18 protein-coding genes are annotated in these 22521 nt (G+C 62.2%); 16 read left to right on the top strand and 2 right to left on the bottom strand.

The features are described 5' to 3' along the window. Positions 1 to 230: 230 nt before the first annotated feature. From cysS to J6524_RS08220, 4 genes are all read left to right on the top strand, one after another. Positions 231 to 1646, top strand: coding sequence for a cysteine--tRNA ligase (gene cysS, locus J6524_RS08235; RefSeq protein WP_225669896.1), 1416 nt, complete (start codon positions 231 to 233; stop codon positions 1644 to 1646). A gap of 117 nt (positions 1647 to 1763) precedes the next feature. Continuing rightward, on the top strand, positions 1764 to 2267 hold the full coding sequence (locus J6524_RS08230) for a GNAT family N-acetyltransferase (RefSeq protein ID WP_225669895.1): 504 nt from the start codon (positions 1764 to 1766) through the stop codon (positions 2265 to 2267). Beyond that, entirely contained in the window at positions 2264 to 3862 is a 1599-nt protein-coding gene (cimA, locus tag J6524_RS08225; RefSeq protein WP_225669894.1) for a citramalate synthase, read from the top strand. Before J6524_RS08230 ends, cimA begins: the two co-directional genes overlap by 4 nt. A gap of 120 nt (positions 3863 to 3982) precedes the next feature. Next, complete coding sequence (locus J6524_RS08220) at positions 3983 to 4360, top strand: VOC family protein (protein ID WP_225669893.1); 378 nt, start codon at positions 3983 to 3985, stop codon at positions 4358 to 4360. 93 nt (positions 4361 to 4453) lie between these two features. Here J6524_RS08220 and J6524_RS08215 read toward each other — a convergent pair whose 3' ends face one another. After that, positions 4454 to 5059: an LOG family protein gene (locus J6524_RS08215; protein WP_225670212.1), complete on the bottom strand. Its 606-nt coding sequence runs from the start codon at positions 5057 to 5059 to the stop codon at positions 4454 to 4456. Positions 5060 to 5271: 212 nt separating this feature from the next. Here J6524_RS08215 and J6524_RS08210 point away from each other — a divergent pair, with 212 nt between their 5' ends. The 12 genes from J6524_RS08210 (at position 5272) to J6524_RS08155 (ending at position 20400) form a co-directional block, all read left to right on the top strand. Then, the gene (locus tag J6524_RS08210; protein WP_225669892.1) at positions 5272 to 7269 is read left to right on the top strand and encodes an ABCB family ABC transporter ATP-binding protein/permease; all 1998 of its coding nucleotides are present in this window, start codon (positions 5272 to 5274) and stop codon (positions 7267 to 7269) included. Positions 7270 to 7324: 55 nt separating this feature from the next. Beyond that, entirely contained in the window at positions 7325 to 8023 is a 699-nt protein-coding gene (locus tag J6524_RS08205; protein ID WP_225669891.1) for a phosphatidylserine decarboxylase, read from the top strand. Between the two features lie 76 nt (positions 8024 to 8099). Then, positions 8100 to 8984, top strand: a complete 885-nt coding sequence (locus J6524_RS08200; RefSeq protein WP_225669890.1) for a CDP-alcohol phosphatidyltransferase family protein — start codon at positions 8100 to 8102, stop codon at positions 8982 to 8984. 134 nt (positions 8985 to 9118) lie between these two features. Further along, positions 9119 to 9838 (top strand): RraA family protein, encoded by a 720-nt coding sequence (locus J6524_RS08195; RefSeq protein ID WP_225669889.1) that lies wholly within the window; start codon positions 9119 to 9121, stop codon positions 9836 to 9838. 453 nt (positions 9839 to 10291) lie between these two features. Next, a complete protein-coding gene (locus J6524_RS08190; protein ID WP_225669888.1) occupies positions 10292 to 11065 on the top strand; it encodes a motility protein A in 774 nt (257 codons plus the stop codon). Between the two features lie 37 nt (positions 11066 to 11102). Continuing rightward, positions 11103 to 11930, top strand: a complete 828-nt coding sequence (locus tag J6524_RS08185) for an OmpA/MotB family protein (protein WP_225669887.1) — start codon at positions 11103 to 11105, stop codon at positions 11928 to 11930. 157 nt (positions 11931 to 12087) lie between these two features. Beyond that, on the top strand, positions 12088 to 13986 hold the full coding sequence (locus J6524_RS08180) for a potassium transporter Kup (protein WP_225669886.1): 1899 nt from the start codon (positions 12088 to 12090) through the stop codon (positions 13984 to 13986). A 152-nt stretch (positions 13987 to 14138) separates the two neighbouring features. After that, the gene (locus J6524_RS08175) at positions 14139 to 16064 is read left to right on the top strand and encodes a potassium transporter Kup (protein WP_225669885.1); all 1926 of its coding nucleotides are present in this window, start codon (positions 14139 to 14141) and stop codon (positions 16062 to 16064) included. A 275-nt stretch (positions 16065 to 16339) separates the two neighbouring features. Then, on the top strand, positions 16340 to 16915 hold the full coding sequence (locus J6524_RS08170) for a hypothetical protein (protein WP_225669884.1): 576 nt from the start codon (positions 16340 to 16342) through the stop codon (positions 16913 to 16915). A gap of 109 nt (positions 16916 to 17024) precedes the next feature. Beyond that, positions 17025 to 17948 (top strand): complex I NDUFA9 subunit family protein, encoded by a 924-nt coding sequence (locus J6524_RS08165; protein WP_225669883.1) that lies wholly within the window; start codon positions 17025 to 17027, stop codon positions 17946 to 17948. 209 nt (positions 17949 to 18157) lie between these two features. Then, complete coding sequence (locus J6524_RS08160) at positions 18158 to 18406, top strand: metallothionein (protein ID WP_225669882.1); 249 nt, start codon at positions 18158 to 18160, stop codon at positions 18404 to 18406. 485 nt (positions 18407 to 18891) lie between these two features. After that, on the top strand, positions 18892 to 20400 hold the full coding sequence (locus J6524_RS08155; protein WP_225669881.1) for an amidohydrolase family protein: 1509 nt from the start codon (positions 18892 to 18894) through the stop codon (positions 20398 to 20400). An 83-nt stretch (positions 20401 to 20483) separates the two neighbouring features. Here J6524_RS08155 and J6524_RS08150 read toward each other — a convergent pair whose 3' ends face one another. Beyond that, complete coding sequence (locus tag J6524_RS08150; protein WP_225669880.1) at positions 20484 to 22511, bottom strand: alpha-amylase family protein; 2028 nt, start codon at positions 22509 to 22511, stop codon at positions 20484 to 20486. Positions 22512 to 22521: the final 10 nt, after the last annotated feature.

The raw sequence follows: 22521 nt of genomic DNA, 5'->3' as shown, positions 1-22521 counted from the left end.
CCTTGGAGCGGCAGCGAATGGCGGGATTACGCGACCTGTTCGGTCCCAAATCAGGCACAAGCAAGGCCTTGACGGCGTCCTTCCGATACCGCAATGGTGGAACCATGAACGGTCTCCTCGCCATCTGCAGCATTTGCCGCGAGATTATTAGCTAGCGATTCGCTGGCTGAGGCCGTCTTTTCTCAACAATTGAGATCACTGGACGCCCGGCCGCAAGGGATGGGTTTTCCATGGATTTGCGTCTGTACGATACCTTGACGAAGGAGAAGCGGCCGTTCGCGCCGCTCGATCCAAACAACGTCCGCATGTATGCCTGCGGACCGACCGTCTACGACTTCGCCCATATCGGCAATGGTCGAGCGGCGATCGTGTTCGACGTACTGTTTCGCGTGCTGCGCCATCGCTACGGCGCTGACCATGTGACCTATGTCCGAAACGTCACCGACGTCGACGACAAGATCAACGTCCGCGCCGCGCGTGACTATCCGGGCGTGCCGCTCAACGAAGCGATCCGCAAGGTCACCGAAGAGACGTATCAGCAGTATCAGGACGACGTCACGGCGTTGGGCTGCTTGGCCCCGACGGTGCAGCCGCGCGCGACCGAGCATATCCCGGAGATGCGGGAAATCATCGAGAAGCTGGTTGCCGGCGGCTTTGCTTACGTGGCCGAAGATCATGTGCTGTTCTCGCCGCAGGCGATGAACGAAGCCAATTCCGTGATGCCGCGCTATGGTGCGCTGTCGAAGCGCACTCTCGACGAGATGATCGCCGGCGCGCGGGTCGATGTCGCCCCCTACAAGCGCGACAACACCGACTTTGTGCTGTGGAAGCCGTCAAAGCCGGGCGAGCCGTCGTGGCCATCGCCTTCGGGCATCAAGGTGGAGGGGCGTCCGGGCTGGCACATCGAATGCTCGGCGATGGCCTGGAAGCATCTCGGCGAAAAGTTCGACATTCATGGCGGCGGCATCGACCTGGTGTTTCCGCACCATGAGAACGAGCTCGCGCAGACCTGCTGCGCCTTTCATTCCGACCGCATGGCGAATGTCTGGATGCACAACGGCTTCCTGCAGATCGAGAGCGAGAAGATGTCGAAGTCGCTCGGCAACTTCTTCACGATCCGCGACATGCTGGCCGATTGGCCGGGCGAGGTGCTGCGTCTCAATATGCTGAAGACGCATTATCGCTCGCCGCTCGATTGGACGCTGAAGGGAGCGGAAGAGAGCGCGAAGACGCTCGACGATTGGTACGCGGTTGCGGCCGACGCCGTGGCCACCGAGCCGTCGCCGGCCATGATCGAGGCGCTCTATGACGACCTCAACACGGCGCTGGCGATGGCTGTCCTGCATGGCCTGCGCAACGCTGCTGCGTCGGGCGGGGCGCGGGAACGCGGTGAGTTTGCCGCCTCGCTTCGCCTGCTCGGCTTCCTCTCGATGAGTGCGGCCGAGTGGAAGGGGCGCAAGCAGCAGGCGAGTGGTATCGATGCAGAGCAGGTCGAGCGCCTGATCGCCGATCGCGCCGCTGCGCGCGCCCGCAAGGACTTCAAGGAATCCGACCGCATCCGCGACCAACTCTCCGCGATGGGCATTGCCATCAAGGACGGCAAGGATGCCGACGGAAAGCCTGTAACCACCTGGGAGATTGCGTAATGGAAAAACCCGATACGCCGTTCCCCAAACACTGGCGATACTACATCTTCATCAAATGGGCGCTGATCGTTGCCGCGGTCATACTGGCCTTGAGACTGTTCGGAGTATTTTGACGCGATGGGACAGTCGATGCCCAAACCGGCCTTGCGGCCGTTTCTGCCGGCGGATGTTCCGATGCTGGCGGCGATCTTCGTTGCCGCTATCGAGGAACTGACCGGCGACGACTATAGCGAGGCGCAGCAGGAAGCCTGGGCGGCAGCTGCCGACGACGAAGCTGCCTTCGGCAAGAAGCTCGCCGGGCAGTTGACGTTGATCGCGACCATTCAGAATGCGCCGGTCGGCTTTGCCTCGCTGAAAGGGTCTGACCACATCGACATGCTGTTCGTCCATCCGAGCGTGGCCGGGCAGGGGGTTGCGACCATGCTGGTCGATGCATTGGAGAAGCTTGCAGGCGCGCGCGGCGCCAAAACCCTGACGGTCGATGCCAGCGATACCGCCGAGCCGCTGTTCAGGAAGCGCGGCTACACGGCCAAACAGCGCAACACCGTCTCCATCAACGGCGAATGGCTAGCCAACACCACGATGCAGAAGGCGCTGCCCGCGCCGGGAGCGCCACAATGAGCCGCGAACGCCTTTACCTGTTCGACACGACGCTGCGCGACGGCGCGCAGACTAATGGCGTTGATTTCACCCTGCATGACAAGCAGATCATCGCGCAGATGCTGGACGAACTCGGCATCGACTATGTCGAGGGCGGCTATCCCGGCGCCAATCCGACCGACACCGAATTCTTTTCCGACAAGCCGAAGTTCGGATGCGCCAAATTCACCGCCTTCGGCATGACGCGCCGGCCGGGCCGTTCGGCCTCGAACGATCCGGGGCTGGCGGCCCTCATTGAGGCCAAGGCGGACGCAATCTGCTTTGTCGCCAAATCCTCGGCCTATCAGGTGCGTGTGGCGCTCGAGACCACCAACGAGGAGAACGTCGCCTCGATCCGCGACAGCGTCGCAGCCGCCAAGGCCGCAGGGCGCGAGGTGATGGTCGACTGCGAGCATTTCTTCGACGGTTACAAGGAGAACGCCGATTTTGCGCTCGCCTGCGCCAAGGCGGCCTACGAGTCCGGGGCGCGCTGGGTAGTGCTGTGCGACACCAATGGCGGCACCATGCCGCATGAGATCGAGACCATCGTCGGCGCCGTCACCAAGCATATCCCGGGCAGCCATGTCGGTATCCACGCTCATAACGATACCGAGCAGGCGGTCGCCAACTCGCTGGCCGCCGTGCGCGCCGGCGCGCGGCAGATCCAGGGCACGCTGAACGGGCTCGGCGAACGCTGCGGCAATGCCAATCTCTGCTCGCTGATCCCGACGCTGCGCCTGAAGAACGAATTCTCCGACGCCTTCGAGATCGGCGTCACCGCGGAGAAGATGGCGACGTTGATGAAGGTGTCGCGCACGCTCGACGACATGCTCAACCGCGTGCCGAACCGCCATGCTGCTTACGTCGGCGAGAGCGCCTTCGTGACCAAGACCGGCATTCACGCCTCCGCCGTCCTGAAGGACCCGCAAACCTACGAACATGTCTCGCCGGAAGCCGTCGGCAATCACCGCAAGGTGCTGGTCTCCGATCAGGCCGGCCGCTCCAACGTGATGGCCGAACTCGAGCGTGCCGGCATTCCTTACGAAAGGGACGATCCGAAACTCGCGCGTCTCGTCGAGGAGTTGAAGGAGCGGGAAGCGGCGGGCTACGCCTATGAATCCGCCAACGCCTCGTTCGAGCTGCTGGCGCGGCGCACGCTCGGCAAGGTACCGGAATATTTCAAGGTCGAGCAGTTCGACGTCAATGTCGAGCAGCGCTACAACGCCAACGGGCAGCGCGTCACGGTGGCGCTTGCCGTAGTCAAGGTCGATGTCGCGGGCGAGCGGCTGATCTCGGCCGCGGAAGGCAACGGCCCGGTGAATGCGCTCGACGTCGCCTTGCGCAAGGACCTCGGCAAGTACCAGAAATACATCGAGGGATTGAAGCTGATCGACTATCGCGTGCGTATCCTCAATGGCGGCACGGAAGCGGTGACGCGCGTGCTGATCGAGAGCGAGGACGAAAACGGCGACAACTGGATCACGGTCGGCGTCTCGCCCAATATCATCGACGCCTCGTTCCAGGCGCTGATGGATTCGGTGGTGTACAAGCTGGTGAAATCAGGCGCGCCGGCGTGAGATTGAGATTGTAGCCGCGCAGCGATATCCGGGATTCTCTCACCCACGTTCCCCGGATGTCGCTACGCTCATCCGGGCTACGAGCGGTAGCAATGACAGGAGCGAGCAGGGGGCCATTCCATGATCGACCACATCTCCGTCGGCGTCGCCGATCTCGAACGCGCCGCACGCTTCTATGAAGCAACCCTCGCAGCCCTTGGCCTCTCGCGCCTCGTCACCCGCCCGGCCACGATCGGCTTCGGCAAGACCTATCCCGAATTCTGGATCAATCTGCGCGCCGGCATGACACCGGTGCCGCCGGAGAGCGGCACGCATATCTGCCTTCGCGCGAAAACAACTGATGATGTCGATGCGTTTCACGCGGCGGCGCTAGCGAGCGGCGGCCGCTCCGACGGCGCGCCGGGAATTCGGCCGCATGATCGCGTGAAGTATTATGCAGCCTTCGTCATCGATCCCGACGGCAACCGCATCGAGGCCGTGACGTTTACGAGTGAATGAAAGCGTAGGATGTGTAGAGCGAAGCGAAACCCATCAATCCCTGCGCGGAGAGATGATGGGTATCGCTTCGCTCCACCCATCCTACGAACCGAACTACAGCTTCTGCGCAAATTCGGGCGCCATCTCCTTGGTGCCTGCCGGCGCACGCGCGGCGGCGGCGCGCAGGCGCGGCAGCACGTCTTCGATCCGGTCGGCCTTGAGCACCTCGATCGGAAGCGAGGCGCGGATGAATTCGGTTGCGCGCATATGCGCCAGCAGCGCGATCAGCGGCTCCCAGAAGCCGTCGATATTGGCGAGCAGAACAGGCTTGGAGTGACGGCCGAGCTGCTGCCAGGTCATCTGTTCGACCAGCTCTTCCAGCGTGCCGATGCCGCCGGGCAGCGCCACGAAGGCGTCGGAGCATTCGAACATCAGCCGCTTGCGTTCGTGCATGTCGGGCGTGACGATCATCTCCTGGACGCGTGTCAGCGCATGTTCACGCGACCTGAGAAAATCCGGGATGATACCGGTGACGAGACCACCATGATCCAGCGTGGATTTCGCGACCGCGCCCATCAGGCCGACCGAGCCGCCGCCATAGACGAGGCGGATCCTGTTTTCGGCGAACGTCTTTCCCAGGGCGACGGCGGCTTCGACAAAGCGGGGACTGGAACCAGGGCCGGAGCCGCAATAGACACAGACAGTTTTGATTTGATCCATTTTCGTCATGTGGCACTGCACCCGATAAAGCTCAAGTCCGGTTGACTTCGGTGATGCGGCACAAATAGGCCCGAAATCAAACCAAACGGGGGAAAGATTTATCTTTCAAGGGTGTACGAGAGAGGTAAACGCTTTATATGACGGGCGTATGCAGACTGCCGAAACTTCCTTGAGGGTGACCGGTGCGCCACCTCGCCGTGGGCGCGACGCCCATGGCTGACGCTGATTCGCAGCCGCTTGCAGGTGCCGCCGCGCCGGCCGACGCATCTCCTGAAAAGGCGACCCTGATCGGGACGCTGGTCCATCTTTGGCCTTACATCTGGCCCGGCGATCGCGCCGATCTGAAGATGCGCGTGGTCTGGTCGATGGTGCTGCTGCTCGCCGCGAAGCTCGCGACGCTGACAGTGCCCTTCACCTTCAAATGGGCGATCGATGCGCTCAACGGCATGGGCACCGCGCCGGTCGCGCCGTCGAACTGGATGCTGTGGCTGATCGCCTCGCCACTACTGATGACCGCGAGCTACGGCGCGGTCCGCATCCTGATGGCGGTGCTCACGCAGTGGCGCGACGGCATCTTCGCCCGCGTCGCGATGCATGCGGTGCGCAAACTCGCCCACATCACCTTCGTTCACATGCACGAATTGTCGCTGCGCTTCCATCTGGAGCGCAAGACCGGCGGCCTGACGCGCGTGCTGGAGCGCGGCCGCACCGGCATCGAGGTGATCGTGCGGATGGTGATCCTGCAGCTGATCCCGACTATCGTCGAGGTGTCGCTCTTGATGGCCGTGCTGCTGTGGCAGTTCGACTGGCGCTACGTGCTGGTCACGGCGATCACCGTCGTGATCTACATGTACTACACCTACATCGCGACGGAATGGCGGATCGAGATCCGCCGCAAGATGAACGATTCCGACACCGAGGCGAACACGAAAGCGATCGACTCGCTGCTCAATTACGAGACGGTGAAGTATTTCAGCGCGGAGACGCGTGAGGCCGAACGCTACGACCGCTCGATGGAGCGTTACGAGCATAACAGCGTCAAGACCTATACCTCGCTCGCCGTGCTCAATACCGGGCAGGCGATCATCTTCACCATCGGCCTCACCGCGACCATGCTGATGTGCGCGCTCGGCGTGCGCAACGGCACCAACACCGTCGGCGATTTCGTCATGGTCAACGCCATGATGATCCAGCTCTACCAGCCCCTGAACTTCATGGGCATGGTCTATCGCGAGATCAAGCAGGCGATCATCGACATCGAGAAGATGTTCAACGTGCTGTCGCGCAATCCCGAGATCAAGGATGTCGAGGGTGCGGCGCCGCTCGTGGTCAGCGCAGGCAGCGTGCGCTTTGACGACGTGCGCTTCGCCTATGATGCGGAGCGGCCGATCCTGAAAGGCCTCAGCTTTGAGGTGCCTGCCGGTAAGACAGTGGCGATCGTCGGTCCCTCCGGCGCCGGCAAGTCGACGATCTCGCGGCTATTGTTTCGGCTTTATGACGTGTCCGGCGGCAGCATTCTCATCGACGGGCAGGACATCCGCAACGTCACGCAGGCGAGCCTGCGCGCTTCGATCGGCATGGTGCCGCAGGACACCGTGCTGTTCAACGACACCATCCGCTACAACATCCGCTATGGCCGCTGGGACGCCAGCGATGCCGAGGTGGAGCAGGCGGCGCAACTGGCGCAGATCGATGCTTTCATCAGGAATTCGCCGAAGGGCTATGAGACCCAGGTCGGCGAACGTGGGCTAAAACTGTCGGGCGGCGAGAAGCAGCGCGTGGCGATCGCGCGCACGGTTCTGAAGGCGCCGCCGATTCTGGTGCTGGACGAAGCGACATCCGCGCTCGACAGTCACACCGAGCATGAAATCCAGGAAGCGCTGGAGCGTGTCTCGCGCGGCCGCACCTCGCTCGTGATCGCGCACCGGCTCTCGACCATCGTCGGAGCCGACGAAATTATCGTGCTGGATCAAGGGCGCATCGCCGAGCGCGGCACCCATGTCAGGCTTTTGGCCGCCGGCGGGCTTTATGCCAGCATGTGGAACAGGCAGCGCGAGGCCGAGGCGGCGCGCGAGAAGCTCGCGCAGATCGACGACGAGAACGTGGCGCCGAACCGCGCCCCGCCGCCGGTGCACGATCCGCTCGACGAGGGGCCGAAGGGGCCGCCCAGGGACGGTCCCAAAGATCCCTTGGCAACCGCCGCGGAATAATCCAAAACCAGCGCCACTTCCCCGACGGGGAGCAGCCAGACAGCAGTGAGCCTCGATGTCGATTGCGAACTCCATCCGCGCGCAAATCCCGCCGATCCATTCCGAGGGCTATCCGTTCATCGGCGCCTTTGCGCTGGCCAGCCTGATCCTGTTCTGGATCTGGACGCCGCTGGGCTGGATCGGAACGGGATTGACCGTCTGGTGCGCGCTGTTCTTCCGCGATCCCGTTCGCGTTACGCCGGTGCGCGACGGCATCGTGGTGTCGCCGGCCGACGGCCGCGTATCCATGGTCGCGCAGGTGCTGCCGCCGGCCGAACTCGGCCTCGGCGATCGGCCGCTGCCGCGCATCTCGATCTTCATGAGCGTGTTCAACTGTCACGTGAACCGCAGCCCGGTGGCGGGCCGCATCGACCGCATCGCCTACCGTCCCGGCGCCTTCATCAATGCCGAGCTCGACAAGGCGAGCGAGGACAATGAGCGCAACTCGCTGGTCATCTCGACCACCAATGGGCGGATCGGCGTGGTCCAGATCGCAGGCCTGGTGGCGCGGCGGATTGTCTCATTCGTGCGGGAAGGCCAGTCGATCGGGGCCGGCGAGCGGTTCGGCCTGATCCGTTTCGGCTCGCGGCTGGACGTTTACCTGCCTGAGGGCACGCGGGCGCTGGTCTCCGAGGGCCAGACCGCGATTGCCGGCGAGACGATTTTGGCCGATTTCGGGTCGACCGAGCACGGCCGGACGTTCCGCGCCGATTAACCACTTCGCAGTCGCCCAAAGGGGAAGGCGCCGCCAATGGCGAACCGGACCGGCGCTTGCTATATAATTGCAGGTCATGCTGATCCCGGATCCCAAATACCCTGAACTGCGCCGCCGCCGGTTTCGTCCGATCCCGGTGCGGATGCTCGTACCCAACGTCATTACCCTGCTTGCGATCTGCGCCGGGCTGACGGCAATCCGCCTGTCGATCGAAGGGCGGATGGAGCTTGCCGTCGCGGCCATTGTCTTCGCAGCCGTGCTCGACGGCGTTGACGGTCGCATCGCGCGCATGATCAAGGGCCAGTCGAAATTCGGCGCCGAGCTCGACAGCCTGGCGGACTTCGTCAATTTCGGCGTCGCGCCCGGCTTGATGCTGTATTTCTGGCAACTGCACGAATTGAACAATGGCGGCTGGATCGCGGCCATGGTGTTTGCGATCGCAGGCGGTCTACGGCTGGCGCGCTTCAACGCCTCTATCGACGATCCCAACAAGCCGGCCTTTGCTGCGAATTATTTCACCGGCGTGCCGGCGCCGGCCGGCGCCATTCTCGCGATGCTGCCGTTCTATCTGGCGTTTCTTGGCATTTCCAAGCCGCCGGCCACACTCACGGCCGGCTATACGCTGTTGATCGCATTCCTGATGGTTTCGCGGCTGCCGGTCTTTTCCGGCAAGACAGTGAAGATGCGCGTGCCGCCGGAAATGGTGCTGCCGGTCTTCGTCTCCGTCGTGTTCTTCGTCGCGCTTTTGATCGGCTATCCCTGGCATATCCTGTCGATCGGCTCGGTGCTCTATCTCCTGAGCCTGCCATGGGGATGGAAGTCCTATCGCGACCATGAGCGAAATGCCGCTGCCGCGCAGCCGCCCACGACGGCTGAGGCAGCTGCGCCGTCAACGCCGCCACCGGCCTTTGCGCCGGCCCAGGGCGATGGTGAGGACGAGCGGCCGGCGCGGCTGAACTGAGCGCCTGCTGGGGCTTCCGATATATCTGCCATGAGCGGCTGCCGAGTTGGGTTCGCCCCCAATCTCGGCTATACGGCATGTGAACGCGCGGCTTTCGACGATAGCCGGCACAAGAACAATCAGGAGAAGACGCCGTGAACAAAGCCGTTACCGCCCCGCTGCCTGCTTCCGTCATCGAAGCGCTGGGGCGCTACGACACGCCGACGATCTGCAACGCGATGGAGATCGTCGCGCCCGAACGCCGCCTGATCGGCTACACCACCAAGCCGCTGGTCTGCCCGTTCCCGAACCTGCCGCCGATGGTCGGCTATGCCCGCACCGTGACGATCCGCTCCGTGCTCAAATCGACCCTTCCGCCCGACGAGCAGGCCAGGCGCCGCATCGCCTATTACGAATATGTCGGCACCGGTTTCGGCCCGCGCATCACCGTGATCCAGGATATCGACGGCGCCGATGTCGGCTACGGCGCGTTCTGGGGCGAGGTGCAGAGCAATGTGCACAAGGCGCTCGGCTGCCTCGGCGTCATCACCGACGGCTCGATCCGCGACATCCCGCAATGGGCGCCGGGTTTCCAGGCGCTGGCCGGCTCGATCGGGCCGTCGCATGCCTGGGTGCACGCCGAAAGCTGGGGCGGCGAAGTGCGGGTCGCCGGCATGACCGTGCACTCCGACGATCTCATCCACGCCGACCAGCACGGCGCCATCGTCATTCCCCATGACGTGGCGGCCAAGCTGCCCGATGCCTGCGAGCTCTGCGGCCGCCGCGAGACGCCCATCCTGGAGATCGCCCGCAGCCCCGACTTCTCACTCGAGAAGCTCAAAGAAGCGCTGAAGCGCTCGGCGGAGATTCACTGACGAGAGGCTGAGATCGAAACGACGGCCAATCAAGGCCGCCGATATCGGCACACAGGCGCAGCAGGTGCACGCCGTGGTCAGCTGACCTAACCCCGTCATTGCGAGCCAACGGGTCGCGCGAATGCGCGCCCGATGACAGGCTCCGCGAAGCAATCCATAGCGCCATAAGTGGATAGATGGATTGCTTCGTCGCTTCAGCGCAAAATTGCTTCGCAATTTTGTCGCGAGCTCCTCGCAATGACGGCGGAGACTGCTCAGACGCGACGGCACATCATGGTTATTAAATCCTGAAGCCGCTCGCCCGGCAGCCCGCAATTTTACGTTCCCTGTTTGAGTTTAACCTTTACGGCTCTTTAATTGCAGTGATCGTAGGGTACCTCCTGCGCTAGGTCCCGGATGGCCTGCGCGCCCGGTCAGGATGGCCGGTCGTTCGCGTACGCGTTGGAGTTCAGAATGGATATCACCACGCTCGTTGGCCTGACAGCCGGTGCGATCGTCCTGTCGACGCTGATCCTGATGGGCGGTGATTTCCGGATGTTCTACGACATCCACGCCGTCATCATCATCTTCGGCGGTTCGTTCGCCGCGACGATGATCCGCTTTCCGCTCAGCGCGATCCTGCATGGCATGCCGCTCGGCGCCAAATTCGCCTTCACCATGAGCCGGCTTTCGGCACGCGACCTCGTCGACGAGCTGGCGCGCATCGCGGAAATCGCGCGCAAGCAGGGTCCGGTCGGGCTGGAAAAGGTCGAGACCGACGAGCCGTTTCTCGCCAAGGGCATCCGCTACGTCGCCGACGGCTACGACCTCGAATTCATCAGAGATAATCTGGAGCGCGATCGCGACAACTTCCTGATGCACCTCAACGAGGGCTCGAAGATCTATCGGGCGATCGGCGACTGCGCGCCGGCGTTCGGCATGATCGGCACGCTGCTCGGCATGGTGCAGATGTTCTCGAACATGTCGGACCCCTCGAAGCTTGGCCCCTTCATGGCGGTCGCTCTGCTGGCGACGCTTTACGGTGCGGTCGTTGCGAACCTGATCTGCCTGCCGATCGCCGACAAGCTGCATGGCAAGCTCATCGACGAGGAAACCAACCGCACGCTGATCATCGACGGCATTCTGATGATTCGCGATTCCAAGAGTCCGGCCTTGGTGCGCGAAATGCTCTTGGCCTATCTGCCCGAAAAGCACCGCCAAGAAGAAGGCGAGCTGGTTCCGGCCTGATCGACTGGGCGGCATTTAAGGCGCGGACGTAAGACGCATGGCCAAGAAAAAACGCGAAGAGGCACATGGCGGACACGGCTGGTTCGTGACGTTCGCCGATCTGATGGCGCTCTTGCTGTCGTTCTTCGTGATGCTGGTGGCGTTCTCCAGCCAGGATCAGCAGAAGCTCAAGATCGTCGCCGGCTCGATGCGCGAAGCGTTCGGCGTGCAGACCGAGTCCCGGCATTCGGGCATCGTGGAATCCGACGGCCTGCCGACGCGGCCGAAGCTCAAGAATGTCGCCCACATTTCGCCGGAGGAAGCTTCCAATACGCCGACACCCGACGAGAAGGACCGTCAGAAAGAAATCGGCGCCCGCCTGAAAGTCGATCGCGAATTCGCGCTCGCTGCCGCCTCGCTGCGCCAGGCGCTGCAGGACATGCCGGAACTGACCGAAATGTCCAAGCACATCATGTTCGAGGAGACCAAAGAGGGGCTCAATCTCGAAATCGTCGACCAGGACGGCCGCTCCATGTTTCCCGACGGCTCCAAGGTGCCATATGACCGTACTCGCCGGTTGATTCAGAAACTGGCCGTTCCGCTGAAGGCGACGCCGCTGCGCATCAACATCATGGGGCACACTTCTGCCGGCTTTGTGCCGTCGCGGGGCGAATATGGTGCGTTCGATCTGTCGGCGGACCGCGCCAATGCGGTGCGCCAGATCCTCGAACGCGAGGGCCTTCCGGCATCCCACATCTACGCCGTCGGCGGCCGGGCAGACAGCCAGCCGCTGTTTCCCGACGATCCGACTTTGCCTGCAAACCGTCGCGTCACCATCACATTGATGCGCGAAAATCCGCCGCTTCCGCCAAACTTGAAGCCGTAAGCGTACCTACCATAGTACCATCTTGAAAATTCGATGCAATCTGCTTTGCGTAAGCTACGCATCGGCTGTGGTGCTATGCTTGGCCGATTGACAGGCAACGCGGAAGCGTCGATAGCCGCGCGGATCAATTCAACGACGAGAACGTTCCTCTTCCATCATGACTGTCAGCGTCACATCCACCGAGGCCCATGAGGGGCAGGTTACCTCAGGCTTTTGGGCCCTGACGTTGGGCAGCATCGGCGTAGTGTTCGGCGATATCGGCACTTCGCCGCTGTATGCGTTTCGCGAGGCCGTCACCCACGCGGCCGAGGGCCAGCCAGTATCGCGCGTCATCGTCCTCGGCGTGCTCTCGCTGATCTTGTGGTCGCTGTTCATCGTCGTCACAGCCAAATATGTGCTGCTACTGTTGCGCGCCGACAACAACGGCGAGGGCGGCACGCTCTCCCTGATGGCGCTGGGTCAGCGGGCGCTGGGCCACCGAAGCTGGGTGTTGCTGGCGCTCGGTGTCGTTGGCGCTTCGATGTTCATCGGCGATTCCATGATCACGCCGGCGATTTCGGTGTTATCGGCGGTCGAAGGTCTCAAGCTCGTCACGCCGGCGTTCGAACATTACGTGGTGCCGCTGACGATCTTCATTCTCGTGGTGCTGTTCTCGGTACAGAGCAGCGGCACCGCGCGCGTCGCGTCGCTCTTTGGGCCGGTCACGATGATCTGGTTCGTGGTTCTGGCAGTGATGGGCCTCGTCCACATCAGCGACGATCCTACCGTGCTTTATGCGATCAATCCCTGGTATGCGATCGAGTTCATGCTGTCCCACGGCGTCGTCGGACTGGTGACGATGGGCCTGGTGTTTCTGGCGGTGACGGGCGGCGAGGCGCTCTATGCGGACCTCGGCCATTTCGGACGCAAGCCGATCCAGACTGCATGGCTCTTTTTCGTATTGCCGTCGCTCCTGATCAATTACTTCGGGCAGGGTGCGCTGGTTTTGTCCGATCCATCGGCGGTCACAAACTCGTTCTACCGGATGGTGCCGGAGATCCTGGTATTGCCGCTGGTCGTGCTCGCAACCGCAGCGACTGTAATCGCGAGCCAGGCGGTGATCACGGGTGCCTTTTCGCTGATCCGCCAAGCGGTGCAACTCGGCCTCTTGCCGCGCTTCGAGGTGCGTTACACTTCCGAAGCTCACGCCGGCCAGATTTACCTGCCGCGCGTCAACCGGCTGCTGCTGATCGGGGTGGTGCTACTGGTGCTTCTGTTCCGTACCTCGAGTGGCCTCGCGTCGGCCTACGGCATCGCCGTCTCCACCACCATGGTCGTCGACGGCATCATGGGCTTTGTCGTGATCTGGAAGCTCTGGAACTGGCGTGCGGCGACGGCGGCGGCCGTCATTCTGCCGCTCGTCGTCGTCGACATGAGCTTCTTTGCCGCAAACCTGCTGAAGCTGCTCGAAGGCGCCTGGGTGCCGCTGCTGTTCGGCGCGGCTGTGGCGGTGATGATCTGGACCTGGCGCCGCGGCGCGGCGATCCTTGTCATCAAGACGCGGCGTATCGAGGTGCCGCTGGCGGATCTGATCAAGAGCCTGGAAAAGCGTCCGCCCCACATCGTCAAGGGCACGGCGGTGTTCCTGACGTCGGACCCGAGCTTCGTGCCGACCGCTCTGATGCACAATCTCAAGCACAACAAGGTGTTGCACGAGCACAACGTGATCCTGACCATCGAGACGGCACAGACGCCGCGCGTCGACCTCGCCGAGCGCGTCAAGATGGAGAAGATCAGCGAGAAGTTCTCCACCGTAAGGCTGCGGTTTGGCTTCATGGAATCGCCGAACGTGCCGAAAGCGCTGGTGATCGCGCGCAAGCTCGGCTGGCAGTTCGACATCATGGCGACCTCGTTCTTTGTGTCGCGGCGCTCGCTCAAGCCCTCGGCGCAGTCGGGCATGCCGCTCTGGCAGGATCATCTGTTCATCGCCATGAGCCGCTCGGCCAATGACGCCACCGACTACTTCCAGATCCCGACGGGACGAGTCGTCGAGGTTGGAACTCAGGTAACTATCTGATAAACCGCGTAGATTCTTTGAGCCCACGTGTCGACATCCATGCGATTGTTGCATACCGGAGGCCCGGAATCCGGCTAACCTGCAGGGCGGCGGCGGGAGTATAGGGCTGCCCTTCTGCATTGTGCAGCGCGGCAAACGAGGCCCTCCATCCCATGTCAGTCCAGTTTGCGGTCACCGCGGCGGAAACGCCCGCGGCCAACGGTCATGGCGAAGCGCATTCCACCGCCACCTTCAAGGCGCTGATGCTCGGCAGCATCGGTGTCGTCTACGGCGACATCGGCACCAGCCCCCTTTACGCGCTCCGCGAAGCCGTCGTGGCCGCGAGCGAGGCTTCGACCGCCGCCACGCCGCAGGCCGTGCTCGGCGTGCTCTCGCTGATCCTGTGGGCGCTGATCGTGGTGGTGACGCTGAAATACGTCGTGATCCTCCTGCGCGCCGACAACAACGGCGAGGGTGGAACGCTGGCGCTGATGGCGCTGGCGCAGCGGGCGGTCGGCAAGGGCGGGGCGGCGATCGTGCTGCTCGGCATCATCTCGGGCGCGCTGTTTTACGGCGACGCCGTCCTGACGCCCGCGCTGTCGGTGCTCTCGGCGATCGAAGGTATGAAGCTGATCACTGCGACCTTCGAGCATTATGTCGTGCCGCTGACATTGATCATTCTGGTGGCGCTGTTTGCCGTGCAGTCCCGCGGCACCGCGCGCGTGGCTGCGTTCTTCGGACCCGTCATGTGCGTCTGGTTCGCCGTGATCGCGATCGCCGCTGTGCCGCAGATCGCGCGTCATCCCGAAGTGCTGCAGGCTTTCAATCCGCTGTATGCGGTCTCCTTCATGCTCCATCACGGCCTGATCGGCTTCATAACGCTGGGTGCGGTGTTTCTCGCCGTCACCGGCGCGGAGGCGCTCTATGCCGACCTCGGTCATTTCGGCAAGCGGCCGATCCAGACTGCGTGGCTCTTCATCGTGCTGCCGTCGCTAGCGATCAACTATCTGGGGCAGGGCGCGCTGTTGATCGCCGACCCAAAGGCGATCGAGAATCCATTCTTCCTGATGTTCCCGGATTGGGCGCTGATCCCGATGGTGGTGCTCGCGACGGTGGCGACCGTGATCGCGAGTCAGGCCGTCATCACCGGTGCCTATTCGCTGACGCGCCAGGCGATCCAGCTAGGGCTACTGCCGCGGTTCGAAATTCGCCATACCTCGGAAGCCCATTCCGGCCAGATCTACATCCCGCGGATCAACTTGCTGCTGTTCTTGGCGGTGATCCTGCTGGTGGTGCTATTCCGCTCGTCGAGTGCGCTGGCCTCGGCCTACGGCATCTCGGTGACTGGCACCATGGTGGTCACGGCGATGATGGGTTTTGTCGTGGTGTGGCGGGTCTGGAAGTGGTCGCCGATCGCCGCCGCCGCGCTGATCGCGCCTTTCCTGTTCCTCGACGTCACCTTCCTCGCGGCCAATCTCTTGAAGGTGTTCGAGGGCGGCTGGGTGCCGCTGGTGCTCGGCGGCGTCGTGATGCTCTTGATGTATACGTGGCGGCGCGGCAGCCGGCTGCTGTTCGAGAAATCGCGCAAGCTGGAATTCCCGCTCGCCGAGCTGGTGGCGATGCTGGAGAAGCGTCCGCCGCAGCGGGTGCCCGGCACCGCCGTGTTCTTGACCTCTGATCCCGAATGCGCGCCGACGGCGCTGATGCACAGCCTGAAGCACTACAAGGTGCTGCATGAGAAGAACGTCATTCTCACGATCGAGACCGCGCCGACGCCGCGGATCGACGATGCCGAGCGGGTGCGGATGGAGCAGCTCAGCGAGACCTTCTCGCGGGTGACGCTGCGGTTTGGCTTCATGGAATCGCCCAACGTGCCGAAGACGCTGGCGATCGCCCGCAAGCTCGGCTGGCAGTTCGACATCATGTCGACGTCGTTCTTCCTCTCCCGTCGCGCGCTGAAGCCGGCTGCCCATTCTGGCATGCCGCGCTGGCAGGATTTGCTGTTCATCCGCCTCAGCCGCTCCGCTAACGACGCCACCGACTATTTCCAGATCCCGACAGGGCGCGTCGTCGAGGTGGGAACACAGGTCACGATCTAGGCGCCAACCCGAAGTTCCACCTGCGCTGTCGCAAGACGGCAACAGCTGTATTGTTTCTTGGGCGGAGAAGAACATCTGACTCCACAGGCGTCCCGGTTTGGATCAGTCTCCCAAAGCCGGGGTCGTCGGATCGAAATTTTACCCCCGCCGGCCGCAGGGTGCGAATGCGTGCGGCATTTCATGCGCGATCGTGGGCTCGGAAGTCTGGACTGAAGCCCTGAGAATGGGCCAAAATATTCCCATGCGATGAGCTGACATTGTGAGGAGTAGCGCAAATGAGTTTCATCGGCGCGAACGACCATCCCAATCCCCCTAGTCCGGATGATCCCCTCTACTACGCACCGCGCTCCAGGCGCAGCATGGCGGACCCACGATCCAGCCCTCCACCGCAGACGAGGTCAGACCATTTGCCTCCCATTCCCCGTTTGTCTCGTTCTGATGAGATGCGCGAGGAAGCCTTCGCCAAATCTACCCGTCCGTTGGAGTCCCAGTTCGTTTCCGAACGCCGTCCACCACGCGGACGGCTCGCCACTGCAGGCGCAATTGCCGCAGCGATCGGCGCCATCGTGATCTTGGCGCTCGCTTTGTTCAACGCGTTTCCTAAATCAAAGAGCGATCCCTCGGAGCTCGCCGTTTCCATTTCGACGCCTGCACTGGCTACGCCGACCCAGCCGACGTCCGAAGACTCCCAGGCGCTGCTTCAAGGATTCAAGCGATTCCAAGGGGTACAAGGAAGCGAAGATCAGGAACGGGCTGTTTCTGAACCCGCTCCCGCTGGAACGGCCAAAGAGGGGCCCGAAAAATCCCAAGCTCTGCTCGAAAAATTCATTCAGTGGCAGCAAAGGAAATAGCGCCGGGGAGCGTAAGTTCGGCCGGTGCGATCGGCTTGCAGTTATTTCCCGCAGCCGGGTCCAAGCCCGCTATAATGGGAACGTTGCGACATGAATTGGCGAATGGGCCATGGTGGCAACGAGCGGTCAAATCATCACCGTGTTCGGCGGAACCGGCTTTTTGGGCCGCCGCATCGTCCAACATCTGCGCTCACGCGGATTTCCGGTTCGGATTGCGTCAAGACATCCGGATCAGGGGTATACCCTGCCTGGTGCTGATGATCCGCAACTTCAAGCCGTAGAGGCCAACGTTCACGACGAGCGATCCGTCGCGGATGCGCTTGCTGGCGCTTACGGTGTTGTAAATGCGGTCAGCCTTTACGTCGAGCGCGGACCTGAGACGTTTGATTCCGTTCACGTCGAGGCAGCACGGCGCGTCGCGCTTCAGTCGCACAGGGCTGGAGTCAAAAGCCTCATTCACCTTTCAGGGATCGGCGCCGATGCCGCCTCACATTCACGCTACATCCGAAAACGCGGCGAGGGCGAACTGGCGGTCCGCTCTGCATTCGCCGAGGCAACCTTCATCCGCCCGGCGGTGATGTTCGGACCTGACGACGCGTTTCTGACCGTCATCCTCAAGCTGCTCCGCCAGCTTCCCGTCTATCCGATGTTCGGTCGCGGCACGACCAGATTGCAGCCGGCCTTTGTGGATGACGTTGCGGATGCAATTGGCGGGATCATGCAGCGCGCCGAGCTGTCTGGGATCTTCGAGCTCGGTGGCCCTCGCGTGTATTCTTACGAGGAGCTTCTCAGGGCCGTGGCGCACCAAGCCGGGCTTGCGCCTCGACTGATACCAATCCCGTTTGCCGCTTGGCATGCGCTGGCATGGGCGTCCGAATTGCTCCAGATCCCATTGCTGACCCGCAATCAGGTGGAGTTGATGCAAATCGACACCGTGGCATCGCCAGACATGCCTGGATTTGTTGAGCTTGGGATTTCGCCGCACTCAGTCGAGACAATACTCCAGAAGATGCTGTCGAACTCCGCAGGATGAGCTCCTCGATCCGGGTCAACAGACGCCTTGCTTGCCGTTGCGACCGAGACCCGCCCGGATTTCGGATCTGGCGAGCAAAGGCTTGGAAACCGCCGCGAAGGCCTGCCGCGCGCCTTGATCCGTCGGTCCCGACGTTGCGCTGAGGAACCAACCTTTGGCGACACCGTTATTGAATTCACTCAATGTGAAGGGGGCGGCCACGCGTCATAGTGAAGGCGGACATCATGGCTACATGTGAAACCTGCGGCAATGACTATGACAAGACGTTTCAGGTCACAATGGACGGCAAGGCGCATACATTCGATAGTTTCGAGTGTGCCATTCATGCGCTCGCGCCGACTTGCGATCATTGCGGCATCCGCATCGTCGGGCACGGATTGGAAAAGTCCGGCACCTTCTTTTGTTGCGAGCATTGCGCCGAACGGGAAGGCGTTAAAGGGCTGCGTGATCGGATCTAGGCTCGGGCAGTCGGTGCGGGCTAGGCTCCCCTCCGGCTGTGTGCAAACGTGATACTTCATTTGCAACGGTTGCCTCGTAAGATCGACAGGCGTTTCCACGGCATTCCCGTTATCAAGAGAATACTCCGCGGTCGAAACGATCGCGGTCAGCTAGAGGCATTGCCCCCGGTCGTGCAAACTTGCCATCGCATTGAGGCGCATTGGGACAACATGACTGCCAGATAACATTGCTTGCGCCAAACGAAGTTTGAGCATTGAATTCGGCGGAGATGGGCCACTACCGCAAGTCGTTTTTCAAAGTGTCTCCGTACCCTCTCAGTATCAAAGCAAGAACAAGCTCGCTTAGGTGTGAGGCGAGCATGATGGCCTCGTGCGTCACTAAACGGGAGGGTATCCTGTTTCGACCCCTGCACTAATCGGGAGTGGCCAAACGCGCAGCCTTATGCGCCCAGTACCGTCTATGGCCAAGCAAAGGGAGGAGAACAATGAGCACCTGGCTTAGTGAGCGAGAGCAACGTCTTGTCGCGGGTGCAGAAGCGGCATCGGCCGCGACGCCGATTCCCACCCAGATCGTTTCCAACGGCGAGTATCTGCCGCCCCCGCAGAGCGCCATACAAAAGAAGGTCGAGGCACGGATCAACGAGCTCGCTGACGCGAACGGCAAGCACCTCGGCTTGAGCCGCAGGCAGTTCCTGCACACGAGCTGCGGCATGGCCGCGGCATTCCTCGCCATGAACGACGTCTACGGCAATGTTTTCCAGGTCGCGCCTGCGGAGGCTCGAGAGCCCGAAATGATGCTGGCGCGTGCGCAAGACCTTGCCGGCCAGTTCATCTTCGACGTTCAGACCCATTTCGTGCGCGACGACTTCGATCACAAGGAGCTCCTGGGGCTGGCGGACTTTGCGAGCCAGCACTGGAATCCGAAGATGAAGGAGGAGGGCGTCTCCTCGCTCGCCCGTTACAAGTTCCAGAATTATGTGAAAGAGATCTACTACGACAGCGACACCAACATGGCGCTATTGAGCGGCGCGCCGTTCGACGATCCGAGCTGGTGGCTTCTTTCCAACGAGCAGATCGTCAAGGCACGCGAGCTCATTAACGAATTCGCCGGTTCGCGCCGCCTGTTGGCCCACAGCGTCATCACGCCAAAGCAGCCAGGCTGGATGGAGGAGGTCGACAAGGCGATCGAGATCTACAAGCCGGATTCCTGGAAGTCCTACACCATCGGCGATCCGCTGGCGCCCTCCAAGTTCCCATGGCGGCTCGACGACGAGCAGGTGATGTATCCGTTCTACGAAAAAGCGGTGAAGGCCGGCATCAACACGCTGTGTATCCACAAAGGGCTGCTGCCGCCGGATTATGAGAAGTCATTCGCCGGCGTGTGGGAATACGCAACCGCATGGGACATCGGAAAGGCCGCCAAGGATTGGCCGCAGATGAACTTCGTGATCTATCACTCGGCGCTGCGAGCGTTCCTCGAACTGCCTGACAAGGCGTGGGCGGAGTTCGAGCAGACCGGCCGCATCCAGTGGGCCTCGGATCTCGCGGAAATCCCGCAGAAGTTCGGCGTCACCAATGTCTATGCTGAGCTCGGCACATCCTTTGCCAACTCAGCGGTGGCGCATCCCAAGTTCTGTGCCGCGCTGGTTGGCACGTTGATCAAGGGCATGGGCGTCGACCACGTGATGTGGGGCACCGACTCGGTCTGGTACGGCTCGCCGCAGTGGCAGATCGAGGCGCTGCGCCGGCTCGAAATCCCCGAGGACATGCAGAAGAAGTACGGCTTTGCGCCGCTCGGCGACGCCAATAGCGCCACCAAGCAGCTGATCTTCGGCGGCAACGCAACCAGGTTCTATAAGATCAAGCTGAGAGCGGCTGACAATACGAGGATGCCAACGTTTTCTGAGGATCGCCTCGCGGCGCTCAAGAACGAGTATTCGCTGGCGGCCAAGCAGCCCTCGAACCTGCGCTATGGTTACGTTCGCGCCGCGTAAACGTTAGGCGGCCGCGCCGGCGGAGCGGCCAAGCTTCGCCGGCGCCATTCACTTGCCCCTCACAGAACAGCTAGCCGTTCCATTCAAGTCAGCGCATAGACCTTGGCCTCCCACGGAAAGATCGGCTCCCGGCCGACCCATTCGGGCGGAACGTAGCGATCCTGCGTGATCTCGCGCCAGCGCATGCCCGTCGGGGTCGCCGGCCAGTTCGGCACACGGTATTCGGAAGTAGATGCGAACGGCAGCGCGGTTTCAAAATCCGAAAAATTGGCGATCACGATCACGGGGTGATCGATGCCCCGCCGGCCCCGCCGCCAGACGAGCACGCGTTTGCCTTCTTCGAAATCGACATGGATGAACTCCGTATCGTTGACGGCAAGTGCATTGGAGCTCGTGCGAAAACGGACGAGGCGGGCGCAATATTCGAATACGCGCCGGCGCCAAGGGTCCTGCAGGCGATCGAAGTTCACCGGATCGATCTGCTTTTGTGGATGCACGACCGCGAGATCATGCTGGTCGGCGAATTCTTCGCCGGCGAAAATCATGGGAATGCCGACCGCCGTCATCAGGCAAACGAAGGCGAGCTTGATTCGCCGCTCCGTGCTCCAAACGCCATTGTTGTTGAGAAAATCGTACAGACGCTCATTCCTGAAGCCCTCAACATCGTGCGAGGTCACGTAGTTGATCGCTTGGGAGCCATCGGAGAAGCCAAGCAGACGGCAGTCGATCAGCTTGCGCACCGTCTCTTCGAAACTCGGCTCCTTCTCGTCGTTTTGTCCCAGGATTGCGCATCGAACCATCCGCTTGAACTCTTCGTTCCACAGGCCATCGAGGCGGTTCTGGCGCAGAAGATCAATCGGCACAGCCAGATCCTCGCCGACGACGAGGAAGCGTTCGCCGGAGCCCGATGCCGGAAGGCCCTGCGCCAGCCACCGCGAGTGCCATAGGGTTCGGGCAAGATCCTTGTATTCCTGCACGAAGTCCCAGTTCATGATGTTGGGCACGCTGTCCATCCGGATGCCATCGATCCGAAAGTCGAGCATCCAGCGCGCAAGGCAGGCGAGCATGAGGCGGCGGGCCGGCACAAGGCGCGCGGTTCCTCCGCCGATCGGGTCGTAGGCGTCGGTCAGGAAGTTGTACTTGAAGAGGTCGCCGCCAAAATCATCCCGGGCGTCTTCCTCCGGGTCACCCGTCCGGCGGTGGACGTGAAAATCGAGAAAGTTGATATACCGGTAAGCGTATCGGGTCGCGAAGGCCATCACGACATCGGCGAAGAACCGAACGCGATGCCGATGGCACGCGGCCACGAGCGCCGCAAGATCGGCGGACGCGGTCGGCGAGGCATGGCCCCTCGGAAGTCCCAAATCGAAATCGGCGGCGAAATAGTTGCTCGTCGCGTAGCCCCACTCGCGGTTGACGAAGCTGTCGGCCGGCGGCAGGAGCTCGAGGGCGTTGACGCCGAGGTCCTCGAGATGAGCCTGGCCGGCCGCCAGCGCAGCTACGCCTGCAAAATTGATCGGCTCCGCGGCCCGCTCGATGAGCGCAAGGGCGTCACGGAAAGTCCCGCCGGCGATGCTAACGGTGCCCGTCGTTTCAATCCGGCTCCACCGCGTTGGCAACTCGTAGATCACGAGACGGTTGTTGCCGGGGAGCCCGTCGAGCCGAACGTCGTCCTGCCAATCCGGTTCGTCGCCGGCGGGATCGCAGGGCACCAGCTCGTTATCCCGCCACTTCACGACCGCCGCAGGCCCGCGGTCGTCGTCGGTGAACGGGAGCGGCAGCGCCGGTGCGCGCAGCCGCCAATCCACAGTCCAGGCAGTCGGGTCCGTGCACTGGATGCGCGCGGACGATGGCGTCTTCGGGTTCGCGTTGGTGACTTCGAACCAGTAATGATAGACGCGGTTGTTCGCCAGCCCACAGGCTGTGGCCGCTATTTCCCATAGATCGGCCGCAACAGGTGAAGCAGCCAGATCGAATTTGTTCAGCAGTTGAAAGCCCGGTGGGTTTCCTTCGATGAAGCTGCCGATGACGAGGGCAGGGGGCGGGTTCACGCTACCCGGGCGCCAGAGCACAAAATGGGTGCGCTTTCTCTGGAGAAGATCAAAGCGCATCGGCCTCTCC

The organism is Bradyrhizobium hereditatis (genome assembly GCF_020329435.1).
Taxonomy (GTDB): domain Bacteria; phylum Pseudomonadota; class Alphaproteobacteria; order Rhizobiales; family Xanthobacteraceae; genus Bradyrhizobium; species Bradyrhizobium hereditatis.
This window is presented reverse-complemented; position numbering and strand designations above follow the sequence as displayed.

What these genes read in the sequence shown, in the direction of transcription:
- cysS (WP_225669896.1), top strand. Translation starts at nt 231, where the DNA reads ATGGATTTGCGTCTGTACGATACCTTGACGAAGGAGAAGCGGCCGTTC.
- J6524_RS08230 (WP_225669895.1), top strand. Translation starts at nt 1,764, where the DNA reads ATGGGACAGTCGATGCCCAAACCGGCCTTGCGGCCGTTTCTGCCGGCG.
- cimA (WP_225669894.1), top strand. Translation starts at nt 2,264, where the DNA reads ATGAGCCGCGAACGCCTTTACCTGTTCGACACGACGCTGCGCGACGGC.
- J6524_RS08220 (WP_225669893.1), top strand. Translation starts at nt 3,983, where the DNA reads ATGATCGACCACATCTCCGTCGGCGTCGCCGATCTCGAACGCGCCGCA.
- J6524_RS08215 (WP_225670212.1), bottom strand. Translation starts at nt 5,059, where the DNA reads ATGGATCAAATCAAAACTGTCTGTGTCTATTGCGGCTCCGGCCCTGGT.
- J6524_RS08210 (WP_225669892.1), top strand. Translation starts at nt 5,272, where the DNA reads ATGGCTGACGCTGATTCGCAGCCGCTTGCAGGTGCCGCCGCGCCGGCC.
- J6524_RS08205 (WP_225669891.1), top strand. Translation starts at nt 7,325, where the DNA reads ATGTCGATTGCGAACTCCATCCGCGCGCAAATCCCGCCGATCCATTCC.
- J6524_RS08200 (WP_225669890.1), top strand. Translation starts at nt 8,100, where the DNA reads ATGCTGATCCCGGATCCCAAATACCCTGAACTGCGCCGCCGCCGGTTT.
- J6524_RS08190 (WP_225669888.1), top strand. Translation starts at nt 10,292, where the DNA reads ATGGATATCACCACGCTCGTTGGCCTGACAGCCGGTGCGATCGTCCTG.
- J6524_RS08185 (WP_225669887.1), top strand. Translation starts at nt 11,103, where the DNA reads ATGGCCAAGAAAAAACGCGAAGAGGCACATGGCGGACACGGCTGGTTC.
- J6524_RS08180 (WP_225669886.1), top strand. Translation starts at nt 12,088, where the DNA reads ATGACTGTCAGCGTCACATCCACCGAGGCCCATGAGGGGCAGGTTACC.
- J6524_RS08175 (WP_225669885.1), top strand. Translation starts at nt 14,139, where the DNA reads ATGTCAGTCCAGTTTGCGGTCACCGCGGCGGAAACGCCCGCGGCCAAC.
- J6524_RS08170 (WP_225669884.1), top strand. Translation starts at nt 16,340, where the DNA reads ATGAGTTTCATCGGCGCGAACGACCATCCCAATCCCCCTAGTCCGGAT.
- J6524_RS08165 (WP_225669883.1), top strand. Translation starts at nt 17,025, where the DNA reads ATGGTGGCAACGAGCGGTCAAATCATCACCGTGTTCGGCGGAACCGGC.
- J6524_RS08155 (WP_225669881.1), top strand. Translation starts at nt 18,892, where the DNA reads ATGAGCACCTGGCTTAGTGAGCGAGAGCAACGTCTTGTCGCGGGTGCA.
- J6524_RS08150 (WP_225669880.1), bottom strand. Translation starts at nt 22,511, where the DNA reads ATGCGCTTTGATCTTCTCCAGAGAAAGCGCACCCATTTTGTGCTCTGG.